Origin of the sequence: Brucella sp. BE17, assembly GCF_039545455.1 — a bacterium.
GTDB lineage: Bacteria > Pseudomonadota > Alphaproteobacteria > Rhizobiales > Rhizobiaceae > Brucella.
The window spans coordinates 1,603,463-1,627,590 of the sequence record NZ_CP154467.1 but is presented as its reverse complement, the minus strand read 5'-3'; the positions used below and the strand labels follow the sequence as shown (position 1 = coordinate 1,627,590).

Sequence of the window (24,128 nt, the reverse complement as noted above, 5' to 3'; positions counted from 1 at the left end):
TGTCAGGAGGAAAGCGCTTTTTAAGCGTTATGTCCTGGGTGGCACCACAACCGTATAATTGAGTGGCAGCCTGCCGCCATCGGCATAAATGGTCTGGCCGGTGATATAGCTTGCATCACGCGAGGCGAGAAATGAAGCGATCGCAGCGATTTCTTCGGGTTGACCCACGCGCCCCAAGGGCGTGCGCGACAAAAGCCGTCTGCGGCTTTCGTCATCGGAATTGACGGCGGAGAGCATATCGGTTTCGATCGATCCGGGGCCAATCGCATTAACGCGGATGCCCCATTGCGCAAGGGCCACCGCCATGGCGCTGGTCAGTTGCTTCAATCCGCCTTTGGACACAGAATAGGCAAGCTGGTCAGGCAGACCGAAAATTGCGTTGACTGATGACATGTTGATGATGGTGCCGGGATTTGCGCCTTCTTCCACCCTTGCGACCATGCGCTTTGCAACTGCTTGACCGCACAAAAACGCACCCTTGAGATTGACGCGCAAAACGCGGTCGAAATCATCTTCCCTGAGGTCGAGAAAATCCGCCTTGTGCACGACGCCGGCATTGTTGACCAGAATATCCACCTCGCCGAGATTGGCGGCGGTATAGGTCAGCAGATTATGGATATCGAGCTTGTCTCCAACATCAGCGGCCATTGCAACAACTGGACCCAATTGCTGCAGATCCTTTGCCGCGCGTGTTGCGGCTTTGGCATCGATATCGGACAGAACGACGCTTGCGCCATCCATCAGGAACCGTTGGGCAATGGCATAGCCAATGCCACGCGCCGCACCCGTTACAATGGCGACCTTGCCTTCAAGCTGCATATCCACGCTCCAATTTCAAGCATTTCCAGCAAAAATGCGAAGCGGTTTCGCGTTGGATAATGCGTTGAATAAATAAGCAGAGCGGTTACGACGATTAGAGCCTTAATCGTAAAATGTAACCGCTCTGGCTGGAGAGTGGACCGAAGGTTTTATCAAATCAAGCCAGATATCAGGCGAAAGCCAGTCCGATATGGCGTTCGCGTAAAGTGCTGCCGATCTCATCCAATATGGCGGGATCGTCAATGGTGGCTGGCATTTTCCATTGTTCGCCATCGGCGATCTTCTGGATGGTTGCACGCAATATCTTGCCTGAGCGGGTCTTTGGCAGTCGTTTGACGGTCAGAGCCAGCCGGAATGCAGCCACCGGCCCGATGGCATCGCGGATCATGCTGACGCATTCCTTTTCGACCTCATGCGGATCGCGCTCTATATTGGATTTCAGCACCAGAAAACCACATGGCGTCTGACCTTTGAGTGGATCGGCAATGCCAAGCACTGCGCATTCGGCGACATCGGGGTGGCTTGACAGCACTTCTTCCATCGCACCCGTCGAGAGACGATGGCCCGCGACATTGATGATGTCGTCGGTCCGGCTCATGATATAGAGATAGCCATCCGCATCCATATAGCCCGCATCAGCGGTTTTATAATAGCCGGGAAACTCATCGAGATAGGCCTTGCGAAACCGCTCGTCGGCATTCCACAGTGTCGGCAGGCATCCGGGCGGCAAAGGCAGCTTGATCAGGATATTGCCAAGCTGTCCGCGCTCAACCGCATGGCCTTCGTCATCAAGGACGTCAATATGGTAGCCGGGCATGCAGACAGAAGAGGAGCCGTAGCGGGTTTCCAACAGGCCAAGCCCCAGCGGGTTGGCAACCATCGGCCAGCCGCTTTCGGTCTGCCACCAGTGATCGATCACGGGGCGTTCAAGCAGGTTTTCCGCCCAATGGATGGTGTCGGGATCGGCGCGTTCACCGGCAAGAAAAAGAGCGCGAAATCGGGACAAATCATATTTGCGGGCAAGATGCCCGTGAGCATCTTCCTTCTTGATGGCGCGCAATGCGGTGGGGGCGGTAAACATCACCTCGACGCCATGTTCGGCGATGATGCGCCAATAGGTACCCGCATCGGGTGTGCCGATGGGTTTGCCTTCAAAAAGAATGCTGGTCGCACCTGCGAGCAATGGCGCGTAAACAATATAGGAATGCCCTACGACCCATCCGACATCGGATGCGGCCCAGAAAACCTGTCCTGGATCGACGTCAAAGACATGCTTCATCGACCAGGTGAGTGCAACCATATGGCCGCCATTGTCGCGCACAACTCCCTTCGGCTCTCCGGTGGTTCCTGATGTATAAAGAATATAAAGCGGATCGGTCGCCGCAAGCGACGCACAGGCTACACAGCGCCCGCGGGCGGCGTCCACGCTGGACTTATAGTCGATATCGCGGCCCGCGACCGGATCGTACCGATGCTGGTTACGTTGCAGGATGATGCAATGGGAAACCGTGTGGCGCGCTTCGGCGATCGCTTGATTAAGCATGTCCTGATAGGGCACGATGTAGCCCGGTTCGATACCGCAGGAGGCTGCGATGATCATCACAGGCTGAGCATCATTGATGCGTGTCGCCAGTTCATGCGCGGCAAAGCCGCCAAAGACCACTGAATGCACAGCGCCAATACGGGCGCAGGCCAGCATGGCAATGGCTGCTTCAGGTACCATGGGCATGTAGATCAGAACGCGGTCGTGCTTTTTGACGCCATTGTCAAGCATGACAGCGGCGAGCGCTTCAACCTCTTCCAGCAGTGCGCGATAGCTGTATTTGCGGATTTCCCCGGTAACGGGGCTGTCATAGATCAGCGCTATCTGCTCGGCACGGCCATTGGCGACATGTCGGTCAAGTGCGTTGTAACAGGTGTTGCACTCCGCACCCGTAAACCAGCGACCATAAACACCTTGATCACTTGCAAAGACCTTGTGCCACGGCTTGAACCAGTCGATGGATTGTGCGGCGTCTGCCCAGAACCGCTCCGGGTTGCTTTGCCAGGCGGCATAAGTTGCGGCATATTTCGACGACATGCGCTTACTCCCGATGCGTACCGCGCTGCACCTTTTATGCGGTGTCTTTGCGGCCATGCTTTTCCATGATGACAGCGCCTGACTAAAGCGTGTTGCATTTTATCCAATTGAAAAGACACGCTTTAAGCTTTTTGTTTCACGAATGTGTCCCAAAACCGGTTCCTACTTTTGGGACAGATGCTGTGGTTTCCGCCAATGCGCTGTCACCTCCTCCAGGTGTAAGTGTAAGCCCGACGATAAAGTTTCGTCCATCGAACTAAAGGTGGAGGCTATTTTTGGGAGGAGGGAATGTGCAGGCTCGCGCTTGCGCTTACAGCGGCTCTGCGTCACAAGAGGATGAGAGAGGTAAAATTTGTGACAAAAATATTGCCCGTGCTGCTCGTTCTTTTCATGGGGCTGCACATTATCAAACCGCTCGGCTTGCCCGGTTTGAAGCGTCGCGGCGACTTTTGGAAAATTGCAATCATTGCCTTGATCATCATGGCACTGACGGTGGGCCTTCACTTTAAAGAATCATAAAAAAAAGCCCGGTAGAAACCGGGCTTTTAGTCTTCCGTGAAAGTGCTGGATCAGGCGGCCTTTTCCAGTTCTTTCTTCCAGCCGCCAGTTGTGGCAAGGCCGTTCATGTGGGCGCGGTGCGCGAAAGCACGCTGACCGGCAGCAATGTTCTCCTGTCGGCCACCCCATGCGTTGAGCGCATCGGCCTGAAGTGCACGGCCATAGGAGAAGGTCAGTTTCCAAGGCAGATCGAAGGCTGCATTCATGGCCGAAAGATGCGCTGTGGCTTCCTCGCCGGTCTGGCCTCCCGACAGAAAGGCAATGCCGGGCACTGCGGTGGGAACGGTGTTGCGGAAGCAGCGTACGGTCTTTTCCGCAACTTCCTCGACCGAGGCCTTGCGCGCATTTTTACCGTCGATGACCATATTGGGCTTGAGAATCATGCCTTCAAGCTTGACGCGAGCGTCATAAAGCTCGGTGAACACGGTTTTCAGTACCCATTCGGTGACTTCATAGCAGCGGTCGATGGAATGGTCGCCCGGCTTGCCGTCCATCACCACTTCCGGCTCCACGATGGGTACGATGCCGGTTTCCTGACAAAGGGCTGCATAGCGCGCCAGTGCCTGTGCATTCTGCTTGACCGCGCCCCAGCTAGGAAGGCCGTCGGTAATGGAAATCACGGCGCGCCATTTGGCAAAGCGAGCGCCCAGACCATGATATTCGGTTAGACGCTCACGCAATCCGTCAAGACCTTCAGTGATGGTTTCGCCAGCAAAGCCTGCCAGCGGCTTGGCGCCCGCGTCGACCTTGATACCGGCAATGGAACCGGCATTGCGGATGAGATCGACCAGCGGGGTTCCGTCCTGTGCCTTTTGACGAATGGTTTCATCATAAAGAATCACACCGGAAATATTGTTCTTCATGGCGTCATCGGCACGAAACAGCATTTCGCGATAGTCACGGCGCGCATCTTCGGTGGATGTGAGGTTGATCTGATCGAAGCGCTTCTTGATCGTGCCAGAGCTTTCATCGGCTGCCAGAATGCCCTTGCCGGATGCGACCATGGCGATCGCAATATCTTCGAGACGTTCAGTCATACACAAGCTCCTGTTAAAATCGGCCGGCCGTAGAGACTTTGCCCGAAGCCGAAAATTTCATATGATAACGCCGATAGCAGAACTGTCCGGCAAAAAAAACGGCGGCGCAACCAATTGAAACGATTGAAATTTTTTTAAACGATTTAGTTTGGACAAGTTTTCTTACCGCCTGTCAGAGAGACGTTTTAAAACCTCCCAGTTTTGACTTTTGCACGTATGCATCCCATTTTAAAAAGGACAATGATGGAGGAAATATGCGCCGCGCCGTTTCAGGTTTTTTGTTGATCGCCACCGCCGCGTTGGTGACCTTGCCATACTCAATCGTGTGGGCGGAGAGTATCAATGCAGGGGAGCGGCAGGCCAAAACAGACGCACCGTTCGTCGTTACAAGTGTGGCGGAATTCGATACGCCCTGGGCTGTCGCCTTCCTGCCCGATGGGCGGATGCTTCTCACTGAAAAGGGCGGCAGGATTTTCATCGTCACACAAGCGGGTGAGAAGAATGAAGTCGGTAATGTGCCGGAGGTGAGTTTCAGCGGTCAGAACGGCCTTCTTGATATCGCGCCAGCGCCAGACTTTGCCAAAAACAATGCTTTGTATTTTACCTATAATATGCCGGAGAAGGCTGGCAGCAGCGTGGTCCTGGCACATGCCATACTTGAAGAGAATGACGGTAAGGCCAATCTCTCAGACATCAAGACCATCTGGAAGCAGGATCGCGCCACCAAGGGCGGTCAGCCGGGAGGCATCATCGCTTTCGACCCGGATGGCGAGCATCTTTTTCTGTCTGTCGGTGACCGCATGGAACCGGCCACGGCACAGGATGACGACGCCCCTATGGGAAAAATCCTGCGCATGAAGCTTGATGGTTCGGTGCCGTCGGATAATCCGCAGGCCGATTCAGGCGGGATCAAGGCGCTGACATGGTCGACTGGTCACCGTAATCCTTATGGGCTGGCTTTTGCGCCGGACGGCAAGCTGTGGGAACACGAGATGGGGCCACGTGGTGGCGATGAATTTAATCTCATCAAACCGGGACTCAATTACGGCTGGCCGCTGGTTTCCAATGGTGACAATTATAGCGGCAGGCCAATCCCGCGCCACAAGACCCGGCCTGAATTTGAGCCGCCGCTGGTTTATTGGACTCCCGTCATCGCGCCGGCAGGAATGGCTTTTTATGAAGGCGAACAGTTTCCCGACTGGCGCGGTTCGGCCCTGATCGGGGGACTTGCGGTCACGGCCCTTGTGCGCGTGACGATCAACAAGGACGGTAATGCCGATGAAGCCGAACGATTTGCGATGGAAAATCGTATCCGCGATGTCGCGGTCGGCACCGATGGTGCAATCTGGCTCATCGAGGATGATAATCCGGGACGGCTTTTGAGGCTCACACCAAAAAAATAAGCCCGGCGAACCGGGCTTATGGGAGTGTTATTTCTTCAGCACATCGACGCCCGGTAGCGGTTTGCCTTTCATCCATTCAAGGAAGGCCCCGCCTGCGGTCGAGATATAGGTGAAATCATCGGCCACACCGGCATGATTGAGCGCTGCGACCGTATCACCGCCGCCGCCGACCGACACAAGCTTGCCTGCCTTGGTGCGGGCTGCGACATGTTTGGCGGTCTTGACCGTAGCCGTATCGAAGGGGCGCAGTTCAAAGGCGCCAAGCGGTCCGTTCCAGATCAATGTCGCGGCATCATCAATGGCCGAGGCGATCAGATCGGTCGAAAGGCTACCTGCATCAAGTATCATGCCATCATGCGGAACGGCATCGACGCCATAGGTCTGGTTTGGTGTGTCGGCGGCAAAATGCCAGCCCACAACAGCATCAACCGGCAGGATGATCGCACATTTGGTCCTTTCGGCTTTGGCCATGATTTCGCGCGCGGTTGGCGCAAGGTCGTGTTCGCAAAGCGATTTGCCAACATCATGGCCTTGGGCCGCGAGAAAGGTGTTGGCCATGCCGCCACCGATTACCAGCGCGTCGACTTTTTCGATGAGGTTGGAAAGGAGGTCGAGCTTGGTTGAAACCTTGGCACCGCCGACAATGGCAACCACCGGGCGGGCGGGTTGCCCCAGACCTTTTTGAAGCGCTTCAAGCTCGGCCTGCATGGCGCGCCCGGCATAAGCAGGCAGCACATGCGCAAGCCCTTCGGTCGAGGCATGGGCGCGGTGGGCTGCTGAAAAGGCATCGTTGACGAAAATGTCGCCATTGGCGGCAAGCGCTGCCACGTAGTCAGCGTCGTTCTTTTCTTCGCCCTTGTGAAAACGGGTGTTTTCGAGCAACAGGATATCACCGTCTTTCAACGCATCGACGGCTGTTTTGGCCTTCTCGCCGATGCTGTCTTCAGCGAAAGACACATCGAAATCCAGGACTTTAGCGAGCGGCTTGACGACCTGTTTGAGAGAATTTTCGTCGGAAGCAACCCCTTTCGGACGGCCGAAATGCGCGAGCAGAATAACTTTTGCGCCATTCTTCGACAACTCTTCGACGGTCGGCACGATGCGCTCGATACGGGTGAGGTCCGTGACTTCCCCATTGGCCATCGGTACATTGAGATCGACACGAACCAGAACGCGTTTTGATTTTACATCGGCATCGTCAAGGGTGCGAAACGTCATATTTCTTCTCTCTGTTTACATCAGGAGTAAAAACGCCCCTTCGATTATGAAGGGGCGTAGTCAGTTGATCAGATCAGCTTGCCGAAAGCGACAGCTGTGTCGCTCATGCGGCTGGAGAAGCCCCATTCATTGTCATACCAGCTCAGGATACGCACCATGGTGCCTTCCATGACCTTGGTCTGGTCGGTGTGGAAGACCGACGAATGCGAATCGTGATTGAAGTCGTGCGAGACAAGCTTTTCATCGGTATAGCCGAGAACGCCCTTGAGGCGGCCATTGGCAGCTTCGCGGATTGCATTGTTGACTTCTTCGACTGTTGTTTCACGCTTGGCGATGAAGGTGAGGTCCACAACCGATACGTTGGGGGTCGGCACGCGAATAGAGACGCCGTCGAGTTTGCCCTTGAGTTCGGGCAGCACCAGACCGACTGCCTTGGCGGCACCCGTCGAGGTCGGGATCATCGAAAGCGCTGCAGCACGCGCACGATAGAGGTCCTTGTGCATGGTGTCGAGCGTTGGCTGGTCACCCGTATAGGAGTGGATCGTGGTCATGAAACCCTTTTCGATGCCAATGGCATCGTTGAGGACCTGCGCCACGGGTGCAAGGCAGTTGGTGGTGCAAGATGCGTTGGAAATGACCAGATGGTCCTTGCTGAGCTTGTCGTGATTGACGCCATAAACGACAGTCAGGTCAGCGCCATCGGCAGGGGCCGAAACGATGACGCGCTTGGCACCAGCTTCAAGATGAGCGGCAGCCTTGTCGCGGGTTGCGAAAATGCCGGTGCATTCAAGTGCTATATCGACGCCTTCTTCTTTCCACGGCAGTTCAGCCGGGTTGCGCACGGCGTGCACCTTGATCGGGCCATAACCGACATCGATGGTGTCGCCTGCGACTTTGACTTCCTTGGGAAAACGGCCATGAACGCTATCATAGCGCAGCAGATGGGCGTTGGTTTCAACCGGACCGAGATCGTTGATGGCAACGACCTGAATATCGGTGCGACCCGATTCGACGATTGCGCGAAGGACATTGCGGCCAATGCGGCCAAAACCATTGATTGCGACGCGAACTGCCATTTTCTCTAATTCTCCCGAATGGGTTCTACATATGCAGGGCTTGATAACCGATCTTGATCGAAGAGCGGACTTAGAAGGATGAACGCCGGCGTGTTTGGCGCCGGCGTTCATTTATTATGCGGCGTTGAGCTTCTTTTGCGCAGCCTCGGCAGCCGCTTCCGCTGTAATGCCGAAATGCTTGTAGAGATCGCTGATCTCACCGGATGCGCCAAAGCCCTTCATGCCGATGAATATGCCGTTTTCACCAATGAAGCGTTCCCAGCCAAGCGCCAGACCGGCTTCGATGGCGACCTTGACCGGAGCATCGCCCAGCGTTGCCTGCTTGTAAGCGTCGCTCTGCTGCTCAAAAAGCTCAAAGCAGGGAACCGACACAACACGGGTCGCAATGCCATTGCCTTCAAGAAGATCACGAGCCTTGAGCGCAATTTCAACTTCCGAGCCGGTTGCGAAGATCGAAACCTTGGCGTCGCTGCTGGCTTTTGCCAGTTCATAGGCACCGTATGCGCTCAGATTTTCATCGTGATGCTCGGTGCGAACGACCGGGAGGTTCTGGCGGGTCAGTGCCAGTGTCGAAGGTGTCTTCTGTGATTGCAGCGCCAACTGCCAGCATTCAGCCGCTTCCACAGCGTCCGCCGGGCGGAAGACATTATGGTTGGGGATGGCCCGCAGAACAGCCATATGTTCGACCGGCTGGTGGGTCGGTCCATCTTCACCAAGACCGATGGAATCATGTGTCATGACATAGACAACGCGGATACCCATCAGCGAGGAAAGGCGCATGGCTGGACGGCAATAATCCGAGAAGCACATGAAGGTGCCCGAATATGGAATGAGGCCGCCATGCAGCGCCATGCCGTTCATGGCTGCCGCCATGCCGTGTTCACGGATGCCGTAATGAATATAACGGCCGCCGTAATTTTCCGGGGTAACAGCCTTGGTCTGGCTGGTCTTGGTGTTGTTGGAGCCGGTCAGGTCGGCAGAGCCGCCAATGGTTTCCGGCACAACGCCATTGATGACTTCCAGCGCCATTTCCGATGATTTGCGGGTGGCGACCTTCGGCTTGTCGACGGAGAGCTTCTTTTTATACTCGATGATCGTCGCATCGAAATTGGAAGGCAGCTCTCCACGCATGCGCCGCTCGAATTCAGCGCGGGTTTCAGCATCGGCTGCAGCGAAACGCTTTTCCCATTCCTGACGCTTCTTGGCGGCGTTGAGGCCCGCCACACGCCAGCTGTCCAGCACTTCAGCGGGAACGACGAAGGGCTCCGAGTTCCACCCCAGCGCCTTGCGGGTTGCGACGATTTCTTCTGCACCCAGTGGCGAGCCGTGCACCTTGTTGGTGCCGGCCTTGTTGGGCGAACCAAAACCGATGGTCGTTTTGCAGGCGATGAATGTCGGGCGATCAGAGGTCTTTGCAAGCTCGATGGCCTTGGCAATAGCTTCCTGATCATGACCGTCGACAGAAATGGTGTTCCAGCCTGAAGCTGCGAAACGCGCTGGCTGGTCGGTGTTGTCAGCAAGCGAAACCGGGCCGTCGATGGAGATGTTGTTGTCATCCCAGAAGACAATCAACTTGCTCAATTGCAGATGGCCTGCGAGTGCCATGGCTTCCTGGCTGATGCCTTCCATAAGGCAACCGTCACCAACAATTGCATAGGTGTAGTGATCGACGAGGCTGTCGCCGAACTGCGCATTGAGGATGCGTTCGGAAAGCGCCATACCCACAGCATTGGCAATGCCCTGGCCAAGCGGCCCGGTCGTGGTTTCAATGCCTGCGGCATGACCGTATTCCGGATGGCCTGCGGTGCGGGCGCCAAGCTGGCGAAAATTCTTGATCTCATCGATGGTGATGTCTTCGTAGCCCGAAAGATAGAGCAGCGAATAAAGCAGCATCGAGCCGTGACCGGCGGACAGCACGAAACGGTCGCGATCCGGCCAATGCGGGTTCTGCGGGTCGTGCGAAAGAAAGCGGGTATAAAGCGTCGTCGCTATGTCGGCTGCGCCCATCGGCAGGCCGGGATGGCCGGAATTGGCTTTCTCGACCGCATCGATCGAAAGAAAGCGGATCGCGTTGGCCAGTTGGTTTTGCTTGTCGGAATTGGTCATGGTCTCAGCCGTCTTTCCAGGGTGGGTTTAACGGGGTTGCGGCGATGCCTTCGAGAAGAGAACGATCAGCAGGAAATCATTTGCTGCTTTTCATGTCCTAAAAGGCACCGGGACAAATAGCACCTGCACATGAGGAGTCAATAAATCGATGGGTTGAGAACAATAAACACTGCGCGATTATGCATGTTCAGTCTGTGAAAAGTGGGCTGCAATCGCTGAAAAGCCGTTTTGCACCGATTAAACAGTGCATGAAGGCTTACATGGCCCCTCATTTGTTGCTTATCCGGCAGTCGATTATTACAGTCTTTTCAAAGAGACAAATCGGGTAAACGCGATTCGATGTCTGTCATGTGGCACCGGCGTTGCACCGAAGGAACGCAAATTTCGACGTGGATTTCAGGGCCGGGACACCGGAAAGGATATGGATGGCACCCGAAGTAACCCTCATAGAAGTGCTGGATCGGCTGAAAAAGGCGCTCAACACGCTTGAAGAATCTGTCGAGCTGCGGCTGGACAAGGAAGGCGATTTCGCCGAAGCCGAGGAGGAAGTGCAGCGGATGAATGCGGATCGCAGCCGTCTTGCACGCGAACTCGATCAATCCGAAGCACGGGCCGAGCGGCTTGAAGCTGCCAATAAGGAAGTTTCACGGCGTCTTGTGACGGCCATGGAGACGATCCGCGCCGTTCTGGACCGATAGGAGGCTATCATAGCAACCGTTACCGTTACCATTGATGGCAAGGCTTATCGCATGGCCTGCGACGAGGGACAGGAAGAGCACCTCTCCGGGCTTGCAGATCGTTTCGATCAATATGTCACACATCTCAAGTCGTCTTTTGGTGAAATTGGCGATCTGCGTCTGACGGTCATGGCCGGTATCATGGTCATGGATGAGTTTTCTGAAACGCAGAAGCGCGTCAAAGCGCTTGAGAACGAGGTCGAGACTTTGCGTCGCTCGCGCGAAGAGGCATTGGCGCGTGCGGAGAGCAATGACACAACGCTGGCTGGTGTTCTCGGCGATGTTGCAATGCGGCTGGAGCAGGTTGCTTCACGCATCACGCCGCGCGGCAATTCGTAAGCGTATTATTTCGCAAAATATTTTTAGCTAAAGCGCTGCAAGCCACTGGTGCGGTCACCATCGAGCGACTATATTGGTCAGTGGTGTACTGCGCTTCCCGACAGGAGTAATAGCATCCCCGGGGCCTTATTGATCTCTAAGGGAACTGTCCCTGTGAGGGCCTGTGGGCCTTCGCATATGGTGCCCACCTACGTTGTAGGTTCCCGGGATCAATCTCTTCCATCGGTCGTCGCGGTCGCCACCTTTCCTTTTACCTCTGCACCTTGTCGAGCCTGAAGCATGTTTGCCGAAGGCAGAAGACGGGGCTTGCCATTAGCTGTGGATTGTCCATAAACAGACGGCAATCTCACGGAATTCATTTTCTCATGTCGACATCACCCCCTCCGCAAGAGCCTCCCAGAAAGCCCGACCCCAAAGAAAGATTGTTTGTTGCCGTTCCGGTGGCGTTTGCCTATGGCCTGCTGCTTTATGTGCTGATCTGGTCGGATGTGGCAAAGGACACGATGCCGTTTTTCGCGGGTCTTATATTGTTGCCGATGGGGGTGGCAAGCCTTGCCTCCAGTCTCGCTGATCCGCGGGCTGAAAAGCGGCTCTGGCATCATGTTCGGATCGGGCTTGCGATCATCGCCGGGCTGGTCGTGATCAGCATGGTGTTGTTTCGCGAGGCAGGTATTTGCGTTGCCATGGCGGCACCCTTTCTGATTTTGTTTTCGGCGCTTGGCTCGGCACTTACTTTGTGGATTATCCGTCAATTGCGTTCGCGCCGCTCGACGACGCTTGTCATTGCGCTGCCTTTGTTGGTGTTTCCGTTTGAGCAACAGATTGCCTACACGCTGCATGAGAGTGCTGTCACCACGGTGATCGATATTGCGGCTCCCCCCGAACAGGTCTGGAAACAGACGGTTGAAATTCGCAATGTGCGTGCCGAGGAGCTGTCATGGACCTTCAGTCACGGTGTTCTGGGTGTGCCGCAGCCGCTCGATGCGCGGATTGAAGGAGAAGGCATTGGTGCGGTGCGCGAGCTGCAATGGACGCGTGGTGTGAATTTTCAGGAAATTGTCACGCGCTGGGAAGAAAATAAGCTTCTGGCATGGGATTTCCGCTTTGGCCCCAATTCCATTCCAGAGGCAGTTGAAGCGCATATCAAGGTTGATAGCCGGTATCTGAAGCTGGCCCGCGGCGATTACCAGCTTGAGCCGTTGCCCGATGGCCGCACGCGCCTGACCCTCACCACGCATTACCAGATTGCGACACCGTTCGATTTCTATTGCGATTGGTGGGGCAAGGTGTTTCTCAATGATTTTCATGGTGTGGTGCTGCGCGTTATCCGCGACCGGTCCGAACGGATGGCTGCTTCGCTGTGAAGGAATCCTTGACTGCATGGTCTAATCCGGTTCCACTGTCAGCATCGCGTTGCAATCGGGAGAGGCTTGAGGATGGTGGCGGAGCATAATCAGGATAAGCAGGCATTGCGGCGTCAGGTTCTGGCGCAGCGCGATGCGCTTGACCCGCGTTACCACTATGAAGCCTCTCTTTCTGCCGCTAAAAAAGCCGAAGCCGCCATCGTAATACCCGCTGGTACAATGGTCGCCGGTTACTGGCCTATCCGTTCAGAGATCGACCCTCGGCCTCTATTGTCTTTCTTGCGGAGCAATGGTGCACGGCTTTGCCTGCCGGTGGTGCTGGACAGGGACACAATCGCCTTTCGTGAATATCTGCCGGATGCAGAGCTTGTCCAGACTGGATTTGGTACGATGGGACCGGACGAGCATGCGCCGCTGGTCGATCCGGCTATCATGCTGATGCCGCTTGCTGCTTTTGATCGGCGCGGGCATCGGTTGGGTTATGGTGCCGGTCATTATGATCGTGCGCTGGCGGGTTTTGCGGCGCGCGGTCTGGAACCGTTGCTGGTCGGGATGGGCTTTGATTGTCAGGAGGTTCAGCATGTACCCAACGAGCCGCATGATATCGCTCTTCACCAGATACTGACCGAGACCGGCTTGCGCATCTTCGATCAGGACTGATAAAGACGCATTTATGAGATTACTTTTTCTGGGGGATATGGTGGGCCGGTCGGGGCGCACGGCGGTTTATGACAAGCTGCCGGGGCTGATTTCCGATCTGAAGCTCGATTTCGTGATCGTCAATGGCGAGAACGCCGCAGGCGGTTTTGGCATCACGGAAGATATTTTTCACGATACCATCCGTGCCGGCGCTGATGTGGTGACGACCGGAAACCATGTCTGGGATCAGCGCGAGGCGCTGGATTTCTCCAAACGCGAAGACCGTTTTTTACGGCCTGCAAATTTCCCCAAAGGCACTGCTGGTAAAGGCGAGGGGCTTTATATCGCAAAGAACGGCGCGCGCGTGCTGGTTTCCAACGTGATGGGCCGCGTTTTCATGCATCCCGATCTCGATGACCCGTTTATCGCTGCCGAAAAAATTCTTGAAGCCTGTCCGCTTGGTGAGCAGGCGGATGCCGTATTCTTCGATTTTCATGCCGAAGCCACCAGCGAAAAACAATGTTTCGGCCATTTTGTCGATGGTCGCGCCAGCGCCGTTGTCGGCACCCACACGCATGTGCCGACCGCCGATTGCCAGATTTTGCGCAATGGCACCGCCTATATGTCGGATGCAGGTATGTGCGGCGATTATGATTCGTCTCTCGGCATGGACAAGGAAGAACCGCTCAATCGCTTTTTGTCCAAAGTGCCCAAGGGCCGTTTTGAAGCAGCCAGCGGAAAAGCCACGATTTGCGGTGTATGTATCGAAATTTCCGACCGTACAGGCCTCGCTGAAAAAGTAGCCCCTTTGCGCATCGGTCCGCGGCTTGAGGAAACCCTCCCTGACTTCTGGGCGTGATTTTTCTCTTCACGAGGAGTTGAACGGCCATTTCGAGTTCCTATCTTCTTGCGACATGTTTCACAAAGGATAGGTCTTCATGGAGTTTTTTGCCGAGCATCTGGCATTCCTCTCGAGCCCGGCTGGCTGGGCCGCGCTGATTACACTGGTGACGATGGAAATCGTGCTGGGTATCGACAATCTGATCTTCATCTCCATCCTCACCAACAAGCTGCCGCCGCATCTGCAATCGAAAGCGCGCCGAATTGGTATTGGTGCGGCGCTCATCCTGCGTCTGGCGCTTCTCTTCACCATTTCCATCATCGTACAACTGACCGAGCCGGTTATCAAGATTTTCGGTAACGGTTTCTCATGGCGCGACATTATTCTGATTGCAGGCGGACTGTTTCTGGTCTGGAAGGCGACGAAGGAAATCCATCACACCGTCGATCCGCATGACAGCAAGGAAAACATTGGCGGCAAGGTGGTCCAGCTTACGATGGGAACTGCTATTGTCCAGATCCTTATTCTCGATCTGGTTTTCTCGGTGGATTCCATCATCACCGCTGTCGGTATGACCGATGAGATCGCCATCATGGTGATTGCGGTCGTGTCTGCTGTTACCGTGATGTTGCTGGCAGCCGATCCGCTATCGCGCTTTATTGCCGCAAATCCGACCATCGTCATGCTTGCGCTCGGCTTCCTGCTGATGATCGGCATGACGCTGATCGCCGATGGCTTCGGCTATCATGTGCCCAAGGGCTATATCTACGCAGCCATGGGGTTCTCGGCGTTGGTCGAAGCGCTTAATATGTTGGCGCGACGAAAACGGACCGATCAATAACCGGTGTAAAATGGGTCGCCCTCTCACGTTGAGACGGGCGGCCTTGTTACTTTCACAGTGTTGAAATTGTCGGTAATGGCGATCCTGGTACACAGATCGTGCCATTCGCAGTCGACACAAGCCCTGCGCAATGAACCATCGGCAAATGCATCGCGCATAGATGCAAGACGTTTTGCATCCAGCATAAAGGGTTGTTGTGGCAGAAGCCGTTGCCCCACAAGCTGGCTTATATCTTCGATTGCCAGCCGGTCACGCCCTAAGACGCTTTCATTATGGCAATGGCAGACGCCCCCGCAAATCAGGGGCGCACAAATGTCATCAGGGCCATCGATGAGCAGAATGTCTTCCCCCTTGCTGAGGCGGTCGGCAATCGTGTCATAATTTTCCACGAAAGCCGGACTGTAGCCCTTGCCGACATAAGTCAGCATGCAAAGAAGATGATGGCCCCGCAGGCGTATCGTCATAAAGGAACGTTATGCTTTGAGTGTGCGCGTTGTGGCTTTGAGGATCGCCGCTCCCAGAGCCGATTTGATGAAAGCGCCAATAATAAATGGTACGACACCAAAAGCGACGGCTTTTTCAATGCCGATGCTGCTCGAAAGCCAGAGGGCGCCAAGGGCCAGGCAGAGAAGATTGGCGGCAAGGAACGACACGAAGGCAAGAGCTACATTTCGTCCGTTCCAGCCGCGCTCGGCGAGATAGCCGGTCAGTGCTGCAATGATTGGAAAAGCTGCCAGATAGCCTGCGGTTGGTCCTGCAAAATGGTGAATACCCCCCATGCCGCCTGCCAGGACCGGAAGGCCGAGCATGGCTTCGCCCAGCCAGGCCAGCACGGTAGCCGTTCCCAGACGCCAGCCATAGAGCGCGCCGATCAGTGGTACTACAAGGGTTTGCAATGTGATCGGAACCGGAATCATCGGAACCGTGATCTGGGAAGATATGGCGAGCAGTAAGATTCCCAAGGCAACCGCGGTTAGACGGATTGCAAGTGAGCGGCTTTCAAGTTGAAGCGGGCTGAAAGTTGTGCGCGGTTGAGCCAAGCTAGACATGACGACTCCAAATTATAGATAAAATTCGATTCGATGTAGTCTATCTTGCTGAGTTGTCCAATATTAGCAATAATTATCTATAAAATTTAACCAATAATGGCAAATGAATCGCGGACTTTGCCAGAAGCCGTTTTGACAGGGCGTCGCCCGATCCATTGCACATGGCCCGAAAGGGTGGCGGCAGCGCGTTCGACATCGTTCTGGCGCAAGGCCTCTATAATGGCACGATGATCATGGTCTGTTCGCGCTTCCCATTCCGAGCGCCACGTCGCAAATAAAAAGCGTGCGCTTGCCGCGTGAAGGTCATCGATTGCCGCAAGAAGGCGTGGCATATGGCAGGGTTCGAGAATGATGCGATGAAAGCGCCGGTTAGCATCCTCCCAGCTTCTGACATCGTGCGATTTATCGCCGTCCAGCGTTGCCTGTTCGGCAGCCAACAGCGTGGCGCTGGAGATATTGGGGACCGCGTGTCGCAAGGCGAGCACCTCGAGTGCGGCGCGCATTTCCGCCACTTCGCGAATTTCTGCAATATCAAAAGATGCAACCCGCACACCCCGCCGAGGTTCGGAAACGGCAAGACCCTGCGCCTCCAGTCGACGGAAAGCCTCGCGCACCGGCACATGGCTGGTCTGGAATTCCTCGGCGATATGATCCTGCCGAAGCTTGATTCCCGGCTCGATCTCGCCGGCAATGATACGGTCGGCAAGAACCCGGCTGATACGGGCCGCAATGGTCTCATTGGGAGCCTTTGAGGGTTCATGTGCGGGTTTTGGTGCGTGCTGGGTCATGATCCGATCGATAAGCTGCTTTGCGTGAAGCGTCGAGCAATATTGCATTTATTGATGAGGTGCGCGCCGAATAATGCGCTTTTGCTGGACGAAAGGGGCTCAATTCCTTATAACGCCGCCATTCAGCACGGAAAGCCCGTCAGCATGGGCAGCATCGTAGCCCGAAGACGGCCTTCATTTGCCTGCACCTGGTTTCATGCTTGACGCTTCCTCCGTGCATCTTAGAGCGCCGAGCGTCCTTCCGGACGCAGTACACGGTCGCTCTAAACTATTGAACTGATGCGGTAATTAGAAAAGAGCAGGGGTGCCATGGCTGGCCATTCACAGTTTAAAAATATCATGCACCGCAAGGGTCGTCAGGACGCCGTGCGGTCGAAAATGTTTTCCAAGCTCGGGCGTGAAATTACGGTCGCTGCCAAGCAGGGCATGCCTGACCCGACCATGAATCCACGTCTGCGTTTGGCGATCCAGAATGCCAAGGCACAGTCGATGCCAAAAGATAATATCGAACGCGCCATTAAAAAGGCTGCTGGCAATGACGGCGAAAACTATGATGAAGTGCGCTATGAGGGCCGCGGCCCGGGTGGTGTTTCGGTTATCGTCGAAGCCTTGACCGACAACCGTAACCGCACGGCGTCCAATGTCCGCGCAGCCTTTACCAAGGCTGGTGGTGCTCTGGGTGAAACCGGATCGGTTTCGTTCATGTTCGACCGCGTCGGTGAAATTATTTACAAAGTCTCCGTTGGCGATGCCGACACGGTCATGGAAGCGGCAATTGAAGCCGGGGCAGATGATGTGCAGTCTGGCGAGGAAGAGCACGTCATAATCTGCACATTTGAGGATATTGGCGATGTGTCCAAGGCGCTTGAAGTAGCGCTTGGAGAGGCCGAATCGATCAAGACAATCTGGAAGCCGCAGACCAACACTGAAGTCGATGAGGAAAAGGCACGCTCCGTTCTCAAGCTTCTCAATGTTCTCGAAGATGATGATGACGTGCAGAACGTCTATACCAATTTCGAGGTCAGCGACGAGATTATGGAAAAGCTGAGTGCTTAGTTTTGCATGAAAACGTGAATGAAGAATCCCGGCTTTGTCCGGGATTTTTTATAGGCGCATAAAATGCAGGCAATAAAAAACCCCGCAGATCGCGGGGTTTTTTGAAAATCTGCAACCGATATCAGATACCGAGATTGCCGAAACGGTTCTTGAACTTGGTAACGCGACCGCCGCGATCGAGCAGGGTCTGCGAGCCGCCGGTCCAGGCCGGATGGGTGGTCGGATCGATATCGAGGTTCATCGTATCGCCTTCCTTGCCCCAGGTCGAACGGGTCATGTATTCGGTGCCATCGGTCATCACGACCTTGATGGTGTGGTAGTCGGGATGGATATCAGCTTTCATTTTTTCAATCCTGAAAGTCTGGCGAGAAAAGCCCAGATTTGAACACCAAAACTGCGGCACTTTCGCCCAATGGCAGATATGAAGACACATTACCGATAGGCAATGGCTTCCAAAAGGGTTGGCGAGCCTATACATCAGGCGCACGCCAATAACAAGGGCACAATACCAAGAATGGCCGTAAGAGATGATCCAATTGTTATGAATCCAGAATTGAATATAGATTCCGGCCGCAAGCGGCGCTCTCTCCAGCCTTTGAAACGTATGTTGCCCTTCGTCGCCCGCTACAAGGGGCTGGTGATCGGGGCTCTTTTTTCACTGGTTCTGGCAGCCGCGACCACCCTTGCTGTTCCTGTTGCGCTCAGGCGGATGATCGATCATGGCTTTAGCGGCGCCAATGCTGTCTTCGTCAATAATTATTTCGGTATGCTGGTGCTGCTGGCGTTGATGCTGGCGATTGCTTCGGGCCTTCGTTATTTCTTCGTCATATCGCTGGGCGAGCGCGTGGTTGCCGATTTGCGCAACGCCGTGTTCACGCATGTGACAGCGCTTTCGCCTGAATTTTTTGACCGTTCGCAGTCCGGTGAGATCGTCTCGCGCCTCTCGGCTGACACGACACAGATCAAATCGGTGGTCGGCGCAACCGCTTCTGTCGCGCTTCGCAATTGCATTCTGGGCCTTGGTGCGCTCGCAATGATGATTGTCACAAGCCCGAAACTCTCGGTGTTGGTGATTGGTGCTATCCCACTGATCGTCGTGCCGCTGATTGCCTTTGGACGTTCTGTACGCCGGCGCTCGCGTCGCACGCAGGATATGCTGGCACGCGCCAATGCCTATGCCAGCGAGCAGATCGGTGCCATGCGCACCTTGCAGGCTTTCACCAATGAAGCCATGGTGGTGGGGCGTTTTGCCCGTGCTGTTGAAAATGCCTATGAGGCAGCACGCGCTTCGATCAAGGCGCGGGCGATTCTCACGGCTTTTGCGATTTTCCTGATTTTTTCCAGTGTCGTGGCCGTGCTTTGGTTCGGCTCACGCGATGTTTTATCCGGCGTCATCTCGCCAGGAACGCTGGGGCAGTTCGTGCTCTATGCTGTCTTTGCCGCAAGCGCCTTTGGTGCCTTGTCGGAAGTGGGTGGCGAACTCGCGCAAGCAGCCGGTGCTACCGAGCGTCTGGCCGAAATTTTGGACGAGACACCAGATATCGCCATACCCGCTTCGCCCGTTGCCTTGGCCGAACCGGCCCGCGGCGAAATCATTTTCGACGATGTACATTTTTCCTATCCCACACGTCCCGATGCGCCATCGCTCAATGGCGTGAGTTTCAAGGTTGAGCCAGGTGAAACGGTTGCCATCGTCGGCCCGTCGGGGGCTGGCAAGAGCACGGTTTTTGCTCTCGTCATGCGCTATTACGATCCGCAATCAGGTCAGGTAATGATGGATGGCGTAGCCCTGCCGCAAGCCGATCCCTCAGTGGTGCGTGCGCGTATCGCCGTGGTGCCGCAGGATGTGGTGATTTTCGCCACCAGCATTCGGGAGAATATTGCCTTTGGCAGGCCCGGTGCAAGCGATACCGAGATCGAAGCCGCAGCAAAGGCCGCCCTTGCGCATGATTTCATCATGGCGCTTGGCGATGGCTACGATACTGAAGTCGGCGAGCGCGGTGTGACGCTTTCCGGCGGGCAGCGTCAGCGTATTGCCATTGCCCGCGCAATCCTGCGTGAAGCGCCGGTATTGCTGCTCGATGAAGCGACCTCGGCGCTCGATGCGGAAAGTGAAATGCTGGTGCAGAAAGCGCTCGACGGCTTGATGCAGGAACGCACGACACTGGTGGTCGCGCATCGCCTGGCAACGGTTCTCAAAGCCGACCGCATTCTGGTGCTCGATCAGGGCCGCATCGTTGAAGAAGGCACGCATCAGAGCCTTGTCGAACGCGGCGGCATTTATGCCAGACTTGCGAAATTGCAGTTTGAAACGGGTGTGTAATACCAAAGCTCGGTGAGAATGGCTCATCGAACTTTGGTTAAGCCATTGTGGTGATTGAGCATTTTCAAAGCGTGATGCGTTAGCATCTTAACGCTTTGGTATAAGCCCGCTTTTTGCGCCTATCATCGTTCCGTCAGTTTCAGCTCGATACGACGGTTTCGGGCCCGGGCATCGGTCGTGTTTTCTGTGTCGAGCGGCTGATATTCGCCGAAACCAGCCGCCACAAGGCGATTGGCGGGGACATTATTGGCGACAAGGAATTTCACGACCGAGACAGCACGCGCCGAGGATAATTCCCAATTGTCGCGAAACCGTCCGGTGCCCGCCAGCGGCACATTGTCGGTATGCCCGTCCACGCGCAGAACCCAGTTGATCTCATCGGGGATTTCGCTGTTCAGCTCGATGATAGCATCGGCAAGCTTTTTCATTTCCATCTCGCCAGCCGGATTGATGTCTGACGATCCGGTTGGAAACAGCACTTCCGACTGGAAGACGAAACGGTCCCCGACGATGCGGATATTTTCCTTATCAGACAAAATTTCGCGCAGACGTCCAAAAAAATCAGAGCGATAAAGGTTCAATTCCTGCACGCGCTGCGCGAGTGCCACGTTGAGGCGCTTGCCGAGATCGGCGATTTTGGCACTTGATTCGCGATCACGGCTTTCTGATGCATTGAGCGCATCTTCCAATGCTGCGATCTGGCGACGAAGGGCTGAAAGCTGCTGGTTAAGCAATTCCACCTGATTGAGCGCCCGCGCACTGACCTGCTTTTCCGCGTCAAGGCTGTCGGATAATTCACCGGCGCGTTGCTCGGCGGCGGCGCCCGCACCGCTTCCTTCATTCAGCAGAGACTGCAGACGGGAGCGTTCGCTTTCAGCGCTCGACAGCGAGGCTTGCAGATTGGCGATGGTATCCTGCAAGTCCTGTGCATTGCCCTGTTCGAGCGAAAGCAGTTGCGTGAGTTCCTGTATCTGGCTGTTAAGGCGCGCCAGAACGCTGTCCTTGTCGCTGACGTCGCGGCTCAATAAAAACTGTCCCAGCACAAAGACGGTGAGCAGAAACATGATGGCCAGAAGTAGCGTCGTCAACGCATCGACGAAGCCTGGCCAGTAATCGATATGTCTTTGCGGGCGGCGGTTACGGGCGAGCGCCATGATCAGCGTGCCTCGTCTTTGCGCTCGCTGCGCTGTTCGCCAATCGCGTTTGAAAGCCGCTCCAGCGTCTCGCGGACGGCCTGCTGCTCATCCGCCTGCTTTTCCACCCAGTCACGCATCAGCTGCTGTTCGCTACGCATATTCTTGACCAGTCCCTGAATACCTTCGGCGAGATTGGCCAGTGCCGCACTGGTGCGCTGGGCGGAAGATGTATCGCTGCCTTGTGTCGCTTGGAGCCGGTCGGAGAGCAGGCGAAGCTCTTCGGCATTGCTGTGCACGGTGGCGGCGTCCGAACCAAGATCGGTGACGGATGAAAGCCAATTTTCAAGTTCGGTATAAAAACGGTTTTGTGCACGGCCCGCCTGCAGATCGAGGAAGCCCAGAATAAGCGAGCCGGAAAGACCGAACAGCGAAGAAGAGAAAGCGGTGCCCATGCCCGAAAGCGGTGCCTGCAATCCGGCCTTGAGCGAATCGAGCACATCATTTGTGCTGCCCGAACCGGGATCAAGCGTCTGGATGGTGCGGCCGATGGAACCCACCGTTTCAAGCAGGCCCCAGAAGGTCCCGAGCAGGCCAAGGAATACCAGAAGTCCGATGAGATAGCGTGAAATATCGCGGCTTTCATCGAGGCGCGTGGCAATGGAGTCGAGAATGGAACGCAAGGTCGTGGTCGAAAGCGCCATCGACTGGCGGCGTCCGATCAATGCACGCATGGGCGCGAGCAGCGCAGGCTTGCGCTCGATGCCCTCCCGGTCCCCGTCGCGGAAGGAATTGACCCAGCGAATTTCCGGCAGAAGCCTTAACACCTGCCCGAAGGCAAGCAATATGCCGACCAGAAGTACCCCAAAGATAAGGCCGTTGAGGCCGGGATTGGTGACGAAGAACGTGTGGATCTGCCGCATCAGAATTGCGGCCAGAAAGCCAACGATGATGAGAAAGATAACCATGGTGAGGATGACGAGGCGTGGGCTTGAAAGGCTGTAGGGATCGTAATCGTGCGTCCCGTCAAGATGGTCTCTTGTGTCCTTCAGATCGCTCATCCATTCCGCTCCGTGGTCAGGTGTTTGCGGGTGAGCCTACTGCATTAAGGGGCGAAGCGGAATCGCCCAGAGATAAAAAATAATGACATAAAAAATAAAGGCAAAAAAACAGCACGCCGGTGGCGTGCTGAAATAGCATAAGCGATGAAGTGCAGGAATCAGATCGGCTTGCGCAGTGTTTTCAAAAGTGCTGCGTGAATGGCTTCATTGCCGGCAACAATGCTCTTCTTGTCAAAGATGTCTTGTCCGCCGACCTTGTCGGAGACGAAACCACCAGCTTCGCGGATCATCAACATGGCGGCACCCACATCCCATGGGTTGAGGCCATCTTCCCAGAAACCGTCGAGACGACCGGCTGCAACATAGGCAAGATCGAGCGAGGCCGAGCCGATGCGGCGCACACCTGCCGTTTCGGCCATGATGTTGCGCAGTTCGACCAGATAGTGACCATGATGTCCGCGTCCGAGATGCGGAATGCCGGTGCCGATCACACAATCCACCAGCTTGTTTCGGGCGGCCACGCGCAGGCGGCGATCATTGAGAAATGCGCCACCGCCGCGTTCTGCGGTATAAAGTTCGTCCATGGCTGGATTATAGATCACACCGGCTACGATCTGGCCCTGACGCTCCAATGCGATGGAGACTGCAAAAACCGGGATGCCGTGCAGGAAGTTTGTGGTGCCGTCGAGCGGATCGACCAGCCAGCGATGCTGACCGTCCTTGCTTTCCACTTCGCCCGACTCTTCCATCAGAAAGCCAAAATCCGGGCGGGCGCGGCTCAATTCCGTATAGATGAGTTTTTCGGCGCGGCGGTCCGCCTGGCTGACATAATCGCCGGGACCTTTGAGCGAAACCTGCAGATTCTGCACTTCGCCAAAATCGCGCGCGAGGCTGCGTCCGGCCTTCATGGCGGCCTGAACCATAACATTGAGGAGGGCTGAACGAGCCATCGGAATCGTCCTTTAAAATTGAGCAATCTGAGAAAGAACCGTCGCGGCACCCGTGAACCGGATGTCGGACTGCAGCGCCGTATTGAAAGGCGCCGCAAAATTTTGACACGCGGTTATAAAACCGCAGAAAAATCAGGCGCGGCTGATATAGGTCAGCTCGTTGGTGTCCACGATCACACGTTCGCCTGATGCGATGAAGGGCGGAACCAGAATGCGGATACCGTTTTCAAGAACGGCTGGCTTGTAGGAAGAAGCGGCAGTCTGGCCCTTGACGACTGGGTCGGCTTCGGTGATTGCCAGCGTAACCTGATCGGGCAAACGAATGCCGATTGGCTTTTCTTCATAGAGTTCGACCGTCACCATCATGCCATCTTGCAAAAAGGCCGCGCGGTCGCCAACGAAATCCTTCTGGAGTTCGAGCTGTTCGTAGGATTCGGTGTCCATGAAAATCAGCGCATCGCCCTGCTCGTAAAGGAAGGAAAAATCCTTCTGCTCAAGGCGCACGCGCTCGACGGTTTCAGCTGCACGGAAACGCTCGTTGAGCTTGGTGCCGGTGATGAGATTTTTCAGTTCGACCTGATTGTAGGCGCCGCCCTTGCCGGGCTTGACGGCATTGGTCTTGACAGCAGCCCAAAGCCCGCCGTCATGTTCGATGACGTTGCCGGGGCGGATTTCGTTACCATTGATCTTCATGAGTTTGATCCGGAAAT

The 24,128-nt window shown here is 55.4% G+C and carries 24 protein-coding genes and 1 other RNA gene; 11 read left to right on the top strand and 14 right to left on the bottom strand.

Annotated elements, in window-relative coordinates; genetic code table 11:
• Positions 1-27 precede the first annotated feature (27 nt).
• Together AAIB41_RS07910 and AAIB41_RS07905 are read right to left on the bottom strand one after the other, a co-directional pair.
• Positions 28-819: an SDR family oxidoreductase gene (locus AAIB41_RS07910; RefSeq protein ID WP_343312764.1), complete on the bottom strand. Its 792-nt coding sequence runs from the start codon at positions 817-819 to the stop codon at positions 28-30.
• A gap of 169 nt (positions 820-988) precedes the next feature.
• Positions 989-2,899, bottom strand: coding sequence for a propionyl-CoA synthetase (locus AAIB41_RS07905; protein WP_343312763.1), 1,911 nt, complete (start codon positions 2,897-2,899; stop codon positions 989-991).
• A gap of 354 nt (positions 2,900-3,253) precedes the next feature.
• Between AAIB41_RS07905 and AAIB41_RS07900 the strand changes: the two genes are divergently transcribed.
• Entirely contained in the window at positions 3,254-3,418 is a 165-nt protein-coding gene (locus AAIB41_RS07900) for a hypothetical protein (RefSeq protein WP_343312762.1), read from the top strand.
• 50 nt (positions 3,419-3,468) lie between these two features.
• Here AAIB41_RS07900 and AAIB41_RS07895 read toward each other — a convergent pair whose 3' ends face one another.
• Positions 3,469-4,494: a class I fructose-bisphosphate aldolase gene (locus tag AAIB41_RS07895; RefSeq protein WP_343312761.1), complete on the bottom strand. Its 1,026-nt coding sequence runs from the start codon at positions 4,492-4,494 to the stop codon at positions 3,469-3,471.
• A 254-nt stretch (positions 4,495-4,748) separates the two neighbouring features.
• Here AAIB41_RS07895 and AAIB41_RS07890 point away from each other — a divergent pair, with 254 nt between their 5' ends.
• Positions 4,749-5,897 (top strand): PQQ-dependent sugar dehydrogenase, encoded by a 1,149-nt coding sequence (locus AAIB41_RS07890; RefSeq protein ID WP_343312760.1) that lies wholly within the window; start codon positions 4,749-4,751, stop codon positions 5,895-5,897.
• 27 nt (positions 5,898-5,924) lie between these two features.
• Here the strand turns inward: AAIB41_RS07890 and AAIB41_RS07885 are convergent, their stop codons facing one another.
• The 3 genes from AAIB41_RS07885 to tkt all read right to left on the bottom strand — a co-directional run bounded on the left by AAIB41_RS07885 (position 5,925) and on the right by tkt (position 10,297).
• Positions 5,925-7,115: a phosphoglycerate kinase gene (locus tag AAIB41_RS07885; RefSeq protein ID WP_343312759.1), complete on the bottom strand. Its 1,191-nt coding sequence runs from the start codon at positions 7,113-7,115 to the stop codon at positions 5,925-5,927.
• A 68-nt stretch (positions 7,116-7,183) separates the two neighbouring features.
• Positions 7,184-8,191 (bottom strand): type I glyceraldehyde-3-phosphate dehydrogenase, encoded by a 1,008-nt coding sequence (gene gap, locus AAIB41_RS07880; RefSeq protein WP_343312758.1) that lies wholly within the window; start codon positions 8,189-8,191, stop codon positions 7,184-7,186.
• Between the two features lie 114 nt (positions 8,192-8,305).
• Complete coding sequence (gene tkt / locus AAIB41_RS07875) at positions 8,306-10,297, bottom strand: transketolase (RefSeq protein ID WP_343312757.1); 1,992 nt, start codon at positions 10,295-10,297, stop codon at positions 8,306-8,308.
• A gap of 425 nt (positions 10,298-10,722) precedes the next feature.
• Here tkt and AAIB41_RS07870 point away from each other — a divergent pair, with 425 nt between their 5' ends.
• The 7 genes from AAIB41_RS07870 (at position 10,723) to AAIB41_RS07840 (ending at position 15,058) form a co-directional block, all read left to right on the top strand.
• Positions 10,723-10,995: a DUF4164 domain-containing protein gene (locus tag AAIB41_RS07870; protein ID WP_343312756.1), complete on the top strand. Its 273-nt coding sequence runs from the start codon at positions 10,723-10,725 to the stop codon at positions 10,993-10,995.
• Positions 10,996-11,004: 9 nt separating this feature from the next.
• A complete protein-coding gene (locus tag AAIB41_RS07865) occupies positions 11,005-11,373 on the top strand; it encodes a cell division protein ZapA (RefSeq protein ID WP_343314707.1) in 369 nt (122 codons plus the stop codon).
• Between the two features lie 82 nt (positions 11,374-11,455).
• Positions 11,456-11,615: non-coding RNA, 6S RNA (gene ssrS, locus AAIB41_RS07860), on the top strand.
• Positions 11,616-11,738: 123 nt separating this feature from the next.
• On the top strand, positions 11,739-12,737 hold the full coding sequence (locus AAIB41_RS07855) for an SRPBCC family protein (protein WP_343312755.1): 999 nt from the start codon (positions 11,739-11,741) through the stop codon (positions 12,735-12,737).
• 72 nt (positions 12,738-12,809) lie between these two features.
• On the top strand, positions 12,810-13,397 hold the full coding sequence (locus AAIB41_RS07850; protein WP_343312754.1) for a 5-formyltetrahydrofolate cyclo-ligase: 588 nt from the start codon (positions 12,810-12,812) through the stop codon (positions 13,395-13,397).
• Positions 13,398-13,410: 13 nt separating this feature from the next.
• Positions 13,411-14,235 carry a TIGR00282 family metallophosphoesterase gene (locus tag AAIB41_RS07845; RefSeq protein ID WP_343312753.1) on the top strand — a complete coding sequence of 275 codons (825 nt, stop codon included), beginning with the start codon at positions 13,411-13,413 and terminating at the stop codon, positions 14,233-14,235.
• Between the two features lie 79 nt (positions 14,236-14,314).
• On the top strand, positions 14,315-15,058 hold the full coding sequence (locus AAIB41_RS07840) for a TerC family protein (protein WP_343312752.1): 744 nt from the start codon (positions 14,315-14,317) through the stop codon (positions 15,056-15,058).
• Between the two features lie 23 nt (positions 15,059-15,081).
• Here the strand turns inward: AAIB41_RS07840 and AAIB41_RS07835 are convergent, their stop codons facing one another.
• The 3 genes from AAIB41_RS07835 to AAIB41_RS07825 form a co-directional block, all read right to left on the bottom strand.
• On the bottom strand, positions 15,082-15,522 hold the full coding sequence (locus tag AAIB41_RS07835) for a DUF1284 domain-containing protein (protein WP_343312751.1): 441 nt from the start codon (positions 15,520-15,522) through the stop codon (positions 15,082-15,084).
• Positions 15,523-15,531: 9 nt separating this feature from the next.
• Positions 15,532-16,107, bottom strand: coding sequence for a biotin transporter BioY (locus AAIB41_RS07830; protein ID WP_343312750.1), 576 nt, complete (start codon positions 16,105-16,107; stop codon positions 15,532-15,534).
• Positions 16,108-16,193: 86 nt separating this feature from the next.
• Positions 16,194-16,895 carry a GntR family transcriptional regulator gene (locus AAIB41_RS07825; protein ID WP_343312749.1) on the bottom strand — a complete coding sequence of 234 codons (702 nt, stop codon included), beginning with the start codon at positions 16,893-16,895 and terminating at the stop codon, positions 16,194-16,196.
• Between the two features lie 309 nt (positions 16,896-17,204).
• On the opposite strand from AAIB41_RS07825, the gene AAIB41_RS07820 reads away from it, so the two are divergent.
• Positions 17,205-17,951 carry a YebC/PmpR family DNA-binding transcriptional regulator gene (locus AAIB41_RS07820; RefSeq protein WP_343312748.1) on the top strand — a complete coding sequence of 249 codons (747 nt, stop codon included), beginning with the start codon at positions 17,205-17,207 and terminating at the stop codon, positions 17,949-17,951.
• Positions 17,952-18,072: 121 nt separating this feature from the next.
• On the opposite strand, the gene rpmE is transcribed toward AAIB41_RS07820, so the two are convergent.
• Positions 18,073-18,294 (bottom strand): 50S ribosomal protein L31, encoded by a 222-nt coding sequence (gene rpmE / locus AAIB41_RS07815; RefSeq protein ID WP_278556663.1) that lies wholly within the window; start codon positions 18,292-18,294, stop codon positions 18,073-18,075.
• 102 nt (positions 18,295-18,396) lie between these two features.
• Between rpmE and AAIB41_RS07810 the strand changes: the two genes are divergently transcribed.
• Positions 18,397-20,274 (top strand): ABC transporter transmembrane domain-containing protein, encoded by a 1,878-nt coding sequence (locus AAIB41_RS07810; RefSeq protein ID WP_343312747.1) that lies wholly within the window; start codon positions 18,397-18,399, stop codon positions 20,272-20,274.
• A gap of 122 nt (positions 20,275-20,396) precedes the next feature.
• On the opposite strand, the gene AAIB41_RS07805 is transcribed toward AAIB41_RS07810, so the two are convergent.
• The 4 genes from AAIB41_RS07805 to efp all read right to left on the bottom strand — a co-directional run bounded on the left by AAIB41_RS07805 (position 20,397) and on the right by efp (position 24,111).
• Positions 20,397-21,428, bottom strand: coding sequence for a peptidoglycan -binding protein (locus AAIB41_RS07805; protein ID WP_343312746.1), 1,032 nt, complete (start codon positions 21,426-21,428; stop codon positions 20,397-20,399).
• Positions 21,429-21,430: 2 nt separating this feature from the next.
• Positions 21,431-22,468: a flagellar motor protein MotA gene (locus AAIB41_RS07800; protein WP_343312745.1), complete on the bottom strand. Its 1,038-nt coding sequence runs from the start codon at positions 22,466-22,468 to the stop codon at positions 21,431-21,433.
• A 158-nt stretch (positions 22,469-22,626) separates the two neighbouring features.
• Positions 22,627-23,418 carry an inositol monophosphatase family protein gene (locus AAIB41_RS07795; protein ID WP_343312744.1) on the bottom strand — a complete coding sequence of 264 codons (792 nt, stop codon included), beginning with the start codon at positions 23,416-23,418 and terminating at the stop codon, positions 22,627-22,629.
• A 132-nt stretch (positions 23,419-23,550) separates the two neighbouring features.
• On the bottom strand, positions 23,551-24,111 hold the full coding sequence (efp, locus tag AAIB41_RS07790) for an elongation factor P (protein WP_343312743.1): 561 nt from the start codon (positions 24,109-24,111) through the stop codon (positions 23,551-23,553).
• Positions 24,112-24,128: the final 17 nt, after the last annotated feature.

What these genes read in the sequence shown, in the direction of transcription:
- AAIB41_RS07890 (WP_343312760.1), top strand. Translation starts at nt 4,749, where the DNA reads ATGCGCCGCGCCGTTTCAGGTTTTTTGTTGATCGCCACCGCCGCGTTG.
- AAIB41_RS07850 (WP_343312754.1), top strand. Translation starts at nt 12,810, where the DNA reads ATGGTGGCGGAGCATAATCAGGATAAGCAGGCATTGCGGCGTCAGGTT.
- rpmE (WP_278556663.1), bottom strand. Translation starts at nt 18,294, where the DNA reads ATGAAAGCTGATATCCATCCCGACTACCACACCATCAAGGTCGTGATG.
- AAIB41_RS07855 (WP_343312755.1), top strand. Translation starts at nt 11,739, where the DNA reads ATGTCGACATCACCCCCTCCGCAAGAGCCTCCCAGAAAGCCCGACCCC.
- efp (WP_343312743.1), bottom strand. Translation starts at nt 24,111, where the DNA reads ATGAAGATCAATGGTAACGAAATCCGCCCCGGCAACGTCATCGAACAT.
- AAIB41_RS07895 (WP_343312761.1), bottom strand. Translation starts at nt 4,494, where the DNA reads ATGACTGAACGTCTCGAAGATATTGCGATCGCCATGGTCGCATCCGGC.
- AAIB41_RS07835 (WP_343312751.1), bottom strand. Translation starts at nt 15,522, where the DNA reads ATGACGATACGCCTGCGGGGCCATCATCTTCTTTGCATGCTGACTTAT.
- tkt (WP_343312757.1), bottom strand. Translation starts at nt 10,297, where the DNA reads ATGACCAATTCCGACAAGCAAAACCAACTGGCCAACGCGATCCGCTTT.
- AAIB41_RS07885 (WP_343312759.1), bottom strand. Translation starts at nt 7,115, where the DNA reads ATGACGTTTCGCACCCTTGACGATGCCGATGTAAAATCAAAACGCGTT.
- AAIB41_RS07825 (WP_343312749.1), bottom strand. Translation starts at nt 16,895, where the DNA reads ATGACCCAGCACGCACCAAAACCCGCACATGAACCCTCAAAGGCTCCC.
- AAIB41_RS07800 (WP_343312745.1), bottom strand. Translation starts at nt 22,468, where the DNA reads ATGAGCGATCTGAAGGACACAAGAGACCATCTTGACGGGACGCACGAT.
- AAIB41_RS07840 (WP_343312752.1), top strand. Translation starts at nt 14,315, where the DNA reads ATGGAGTTTTTTGCCGAGCATCTGGCATTCCTCTCGAGCCCGGCTGGC.
- AAIB41_RS07805 (WP_343312746.1), bottom strand. Translation starts at nt 21,428, where the DNA reads ATGGCGCTCGCCCGTAACCGCCGCCCGCAAAGACATATCGATTACTGG.
- AAIB41_RS07830 (WP_343312750.1), bottom strand. Translation starts at nt 16,107, where the DNA reads ATGTCTAGCTTGGCTCAACCGCGCACAACTTTCAGCCCGCTTCAACTT.
- AAIB41_RS07845 (WP_343312753.1), top strand. Translation starts at nt 13,411, where the DNA reads ATGAGATTACTTTTTCTGGGGGATATGGTGGGCCGGTCGGGGCGCACG.
- AAIB41_RS07910 (WP_343312764.1), bottom strand. Translation starts at nt 819, where the DNA reads ATGCAGCTTGAAGGCAAGGTCGCCATTGTAACGGGTGCGGCGCGTGGC.
- AAIB41_RS07795 (WP_343312744.1), bottom strand. Translation starts at nt 23,418, where the DNA reads ATGGCTCGTTCAGCCCTCCTCAATGTTATGGTTCAGGCCGCCATGAAG.
- AAIB41_RS07905 (WP_343312763.1), bottom strand. Translation starts at nt 2,899, where the DNA reads ATGTCGTCGAAATATGCCGCAACTTATGCCGCCTGGCAAAGCAACCCG.
- AAIB41_RS07820 (WP_343312748.1), top strand. Translation starts at nt 17,205, where the DNA reads ATGGCTGGCCATTCACAGTTTAAAAATATCATGCACCGCAAGGGTCGT.
- gap (WP_343312758.1), bottom strand. Translation starts at nt 8,191, where the DNA reads ATGGCAGTTCGCGTCGCAATCAATGGTTTTGGCCGCATTGGCCGCAAT.
- AAIB41_RS07870 (WP_343312756.1), top strand. Translation starts at nt 10,723, where the DNA reads ATGGCACCCGAAGTAACCCTCATAGAAGTGCTGGATCGGCTGAAAAAG.
- AAIB41_RS07810 (WP_343312747.1), top strand. Translation starts at nt 18,397, where the DNA reads ATGGCTTCCAAAAGGGTTGGCGAGCCTATACATCAGGCGCACGCCAAT.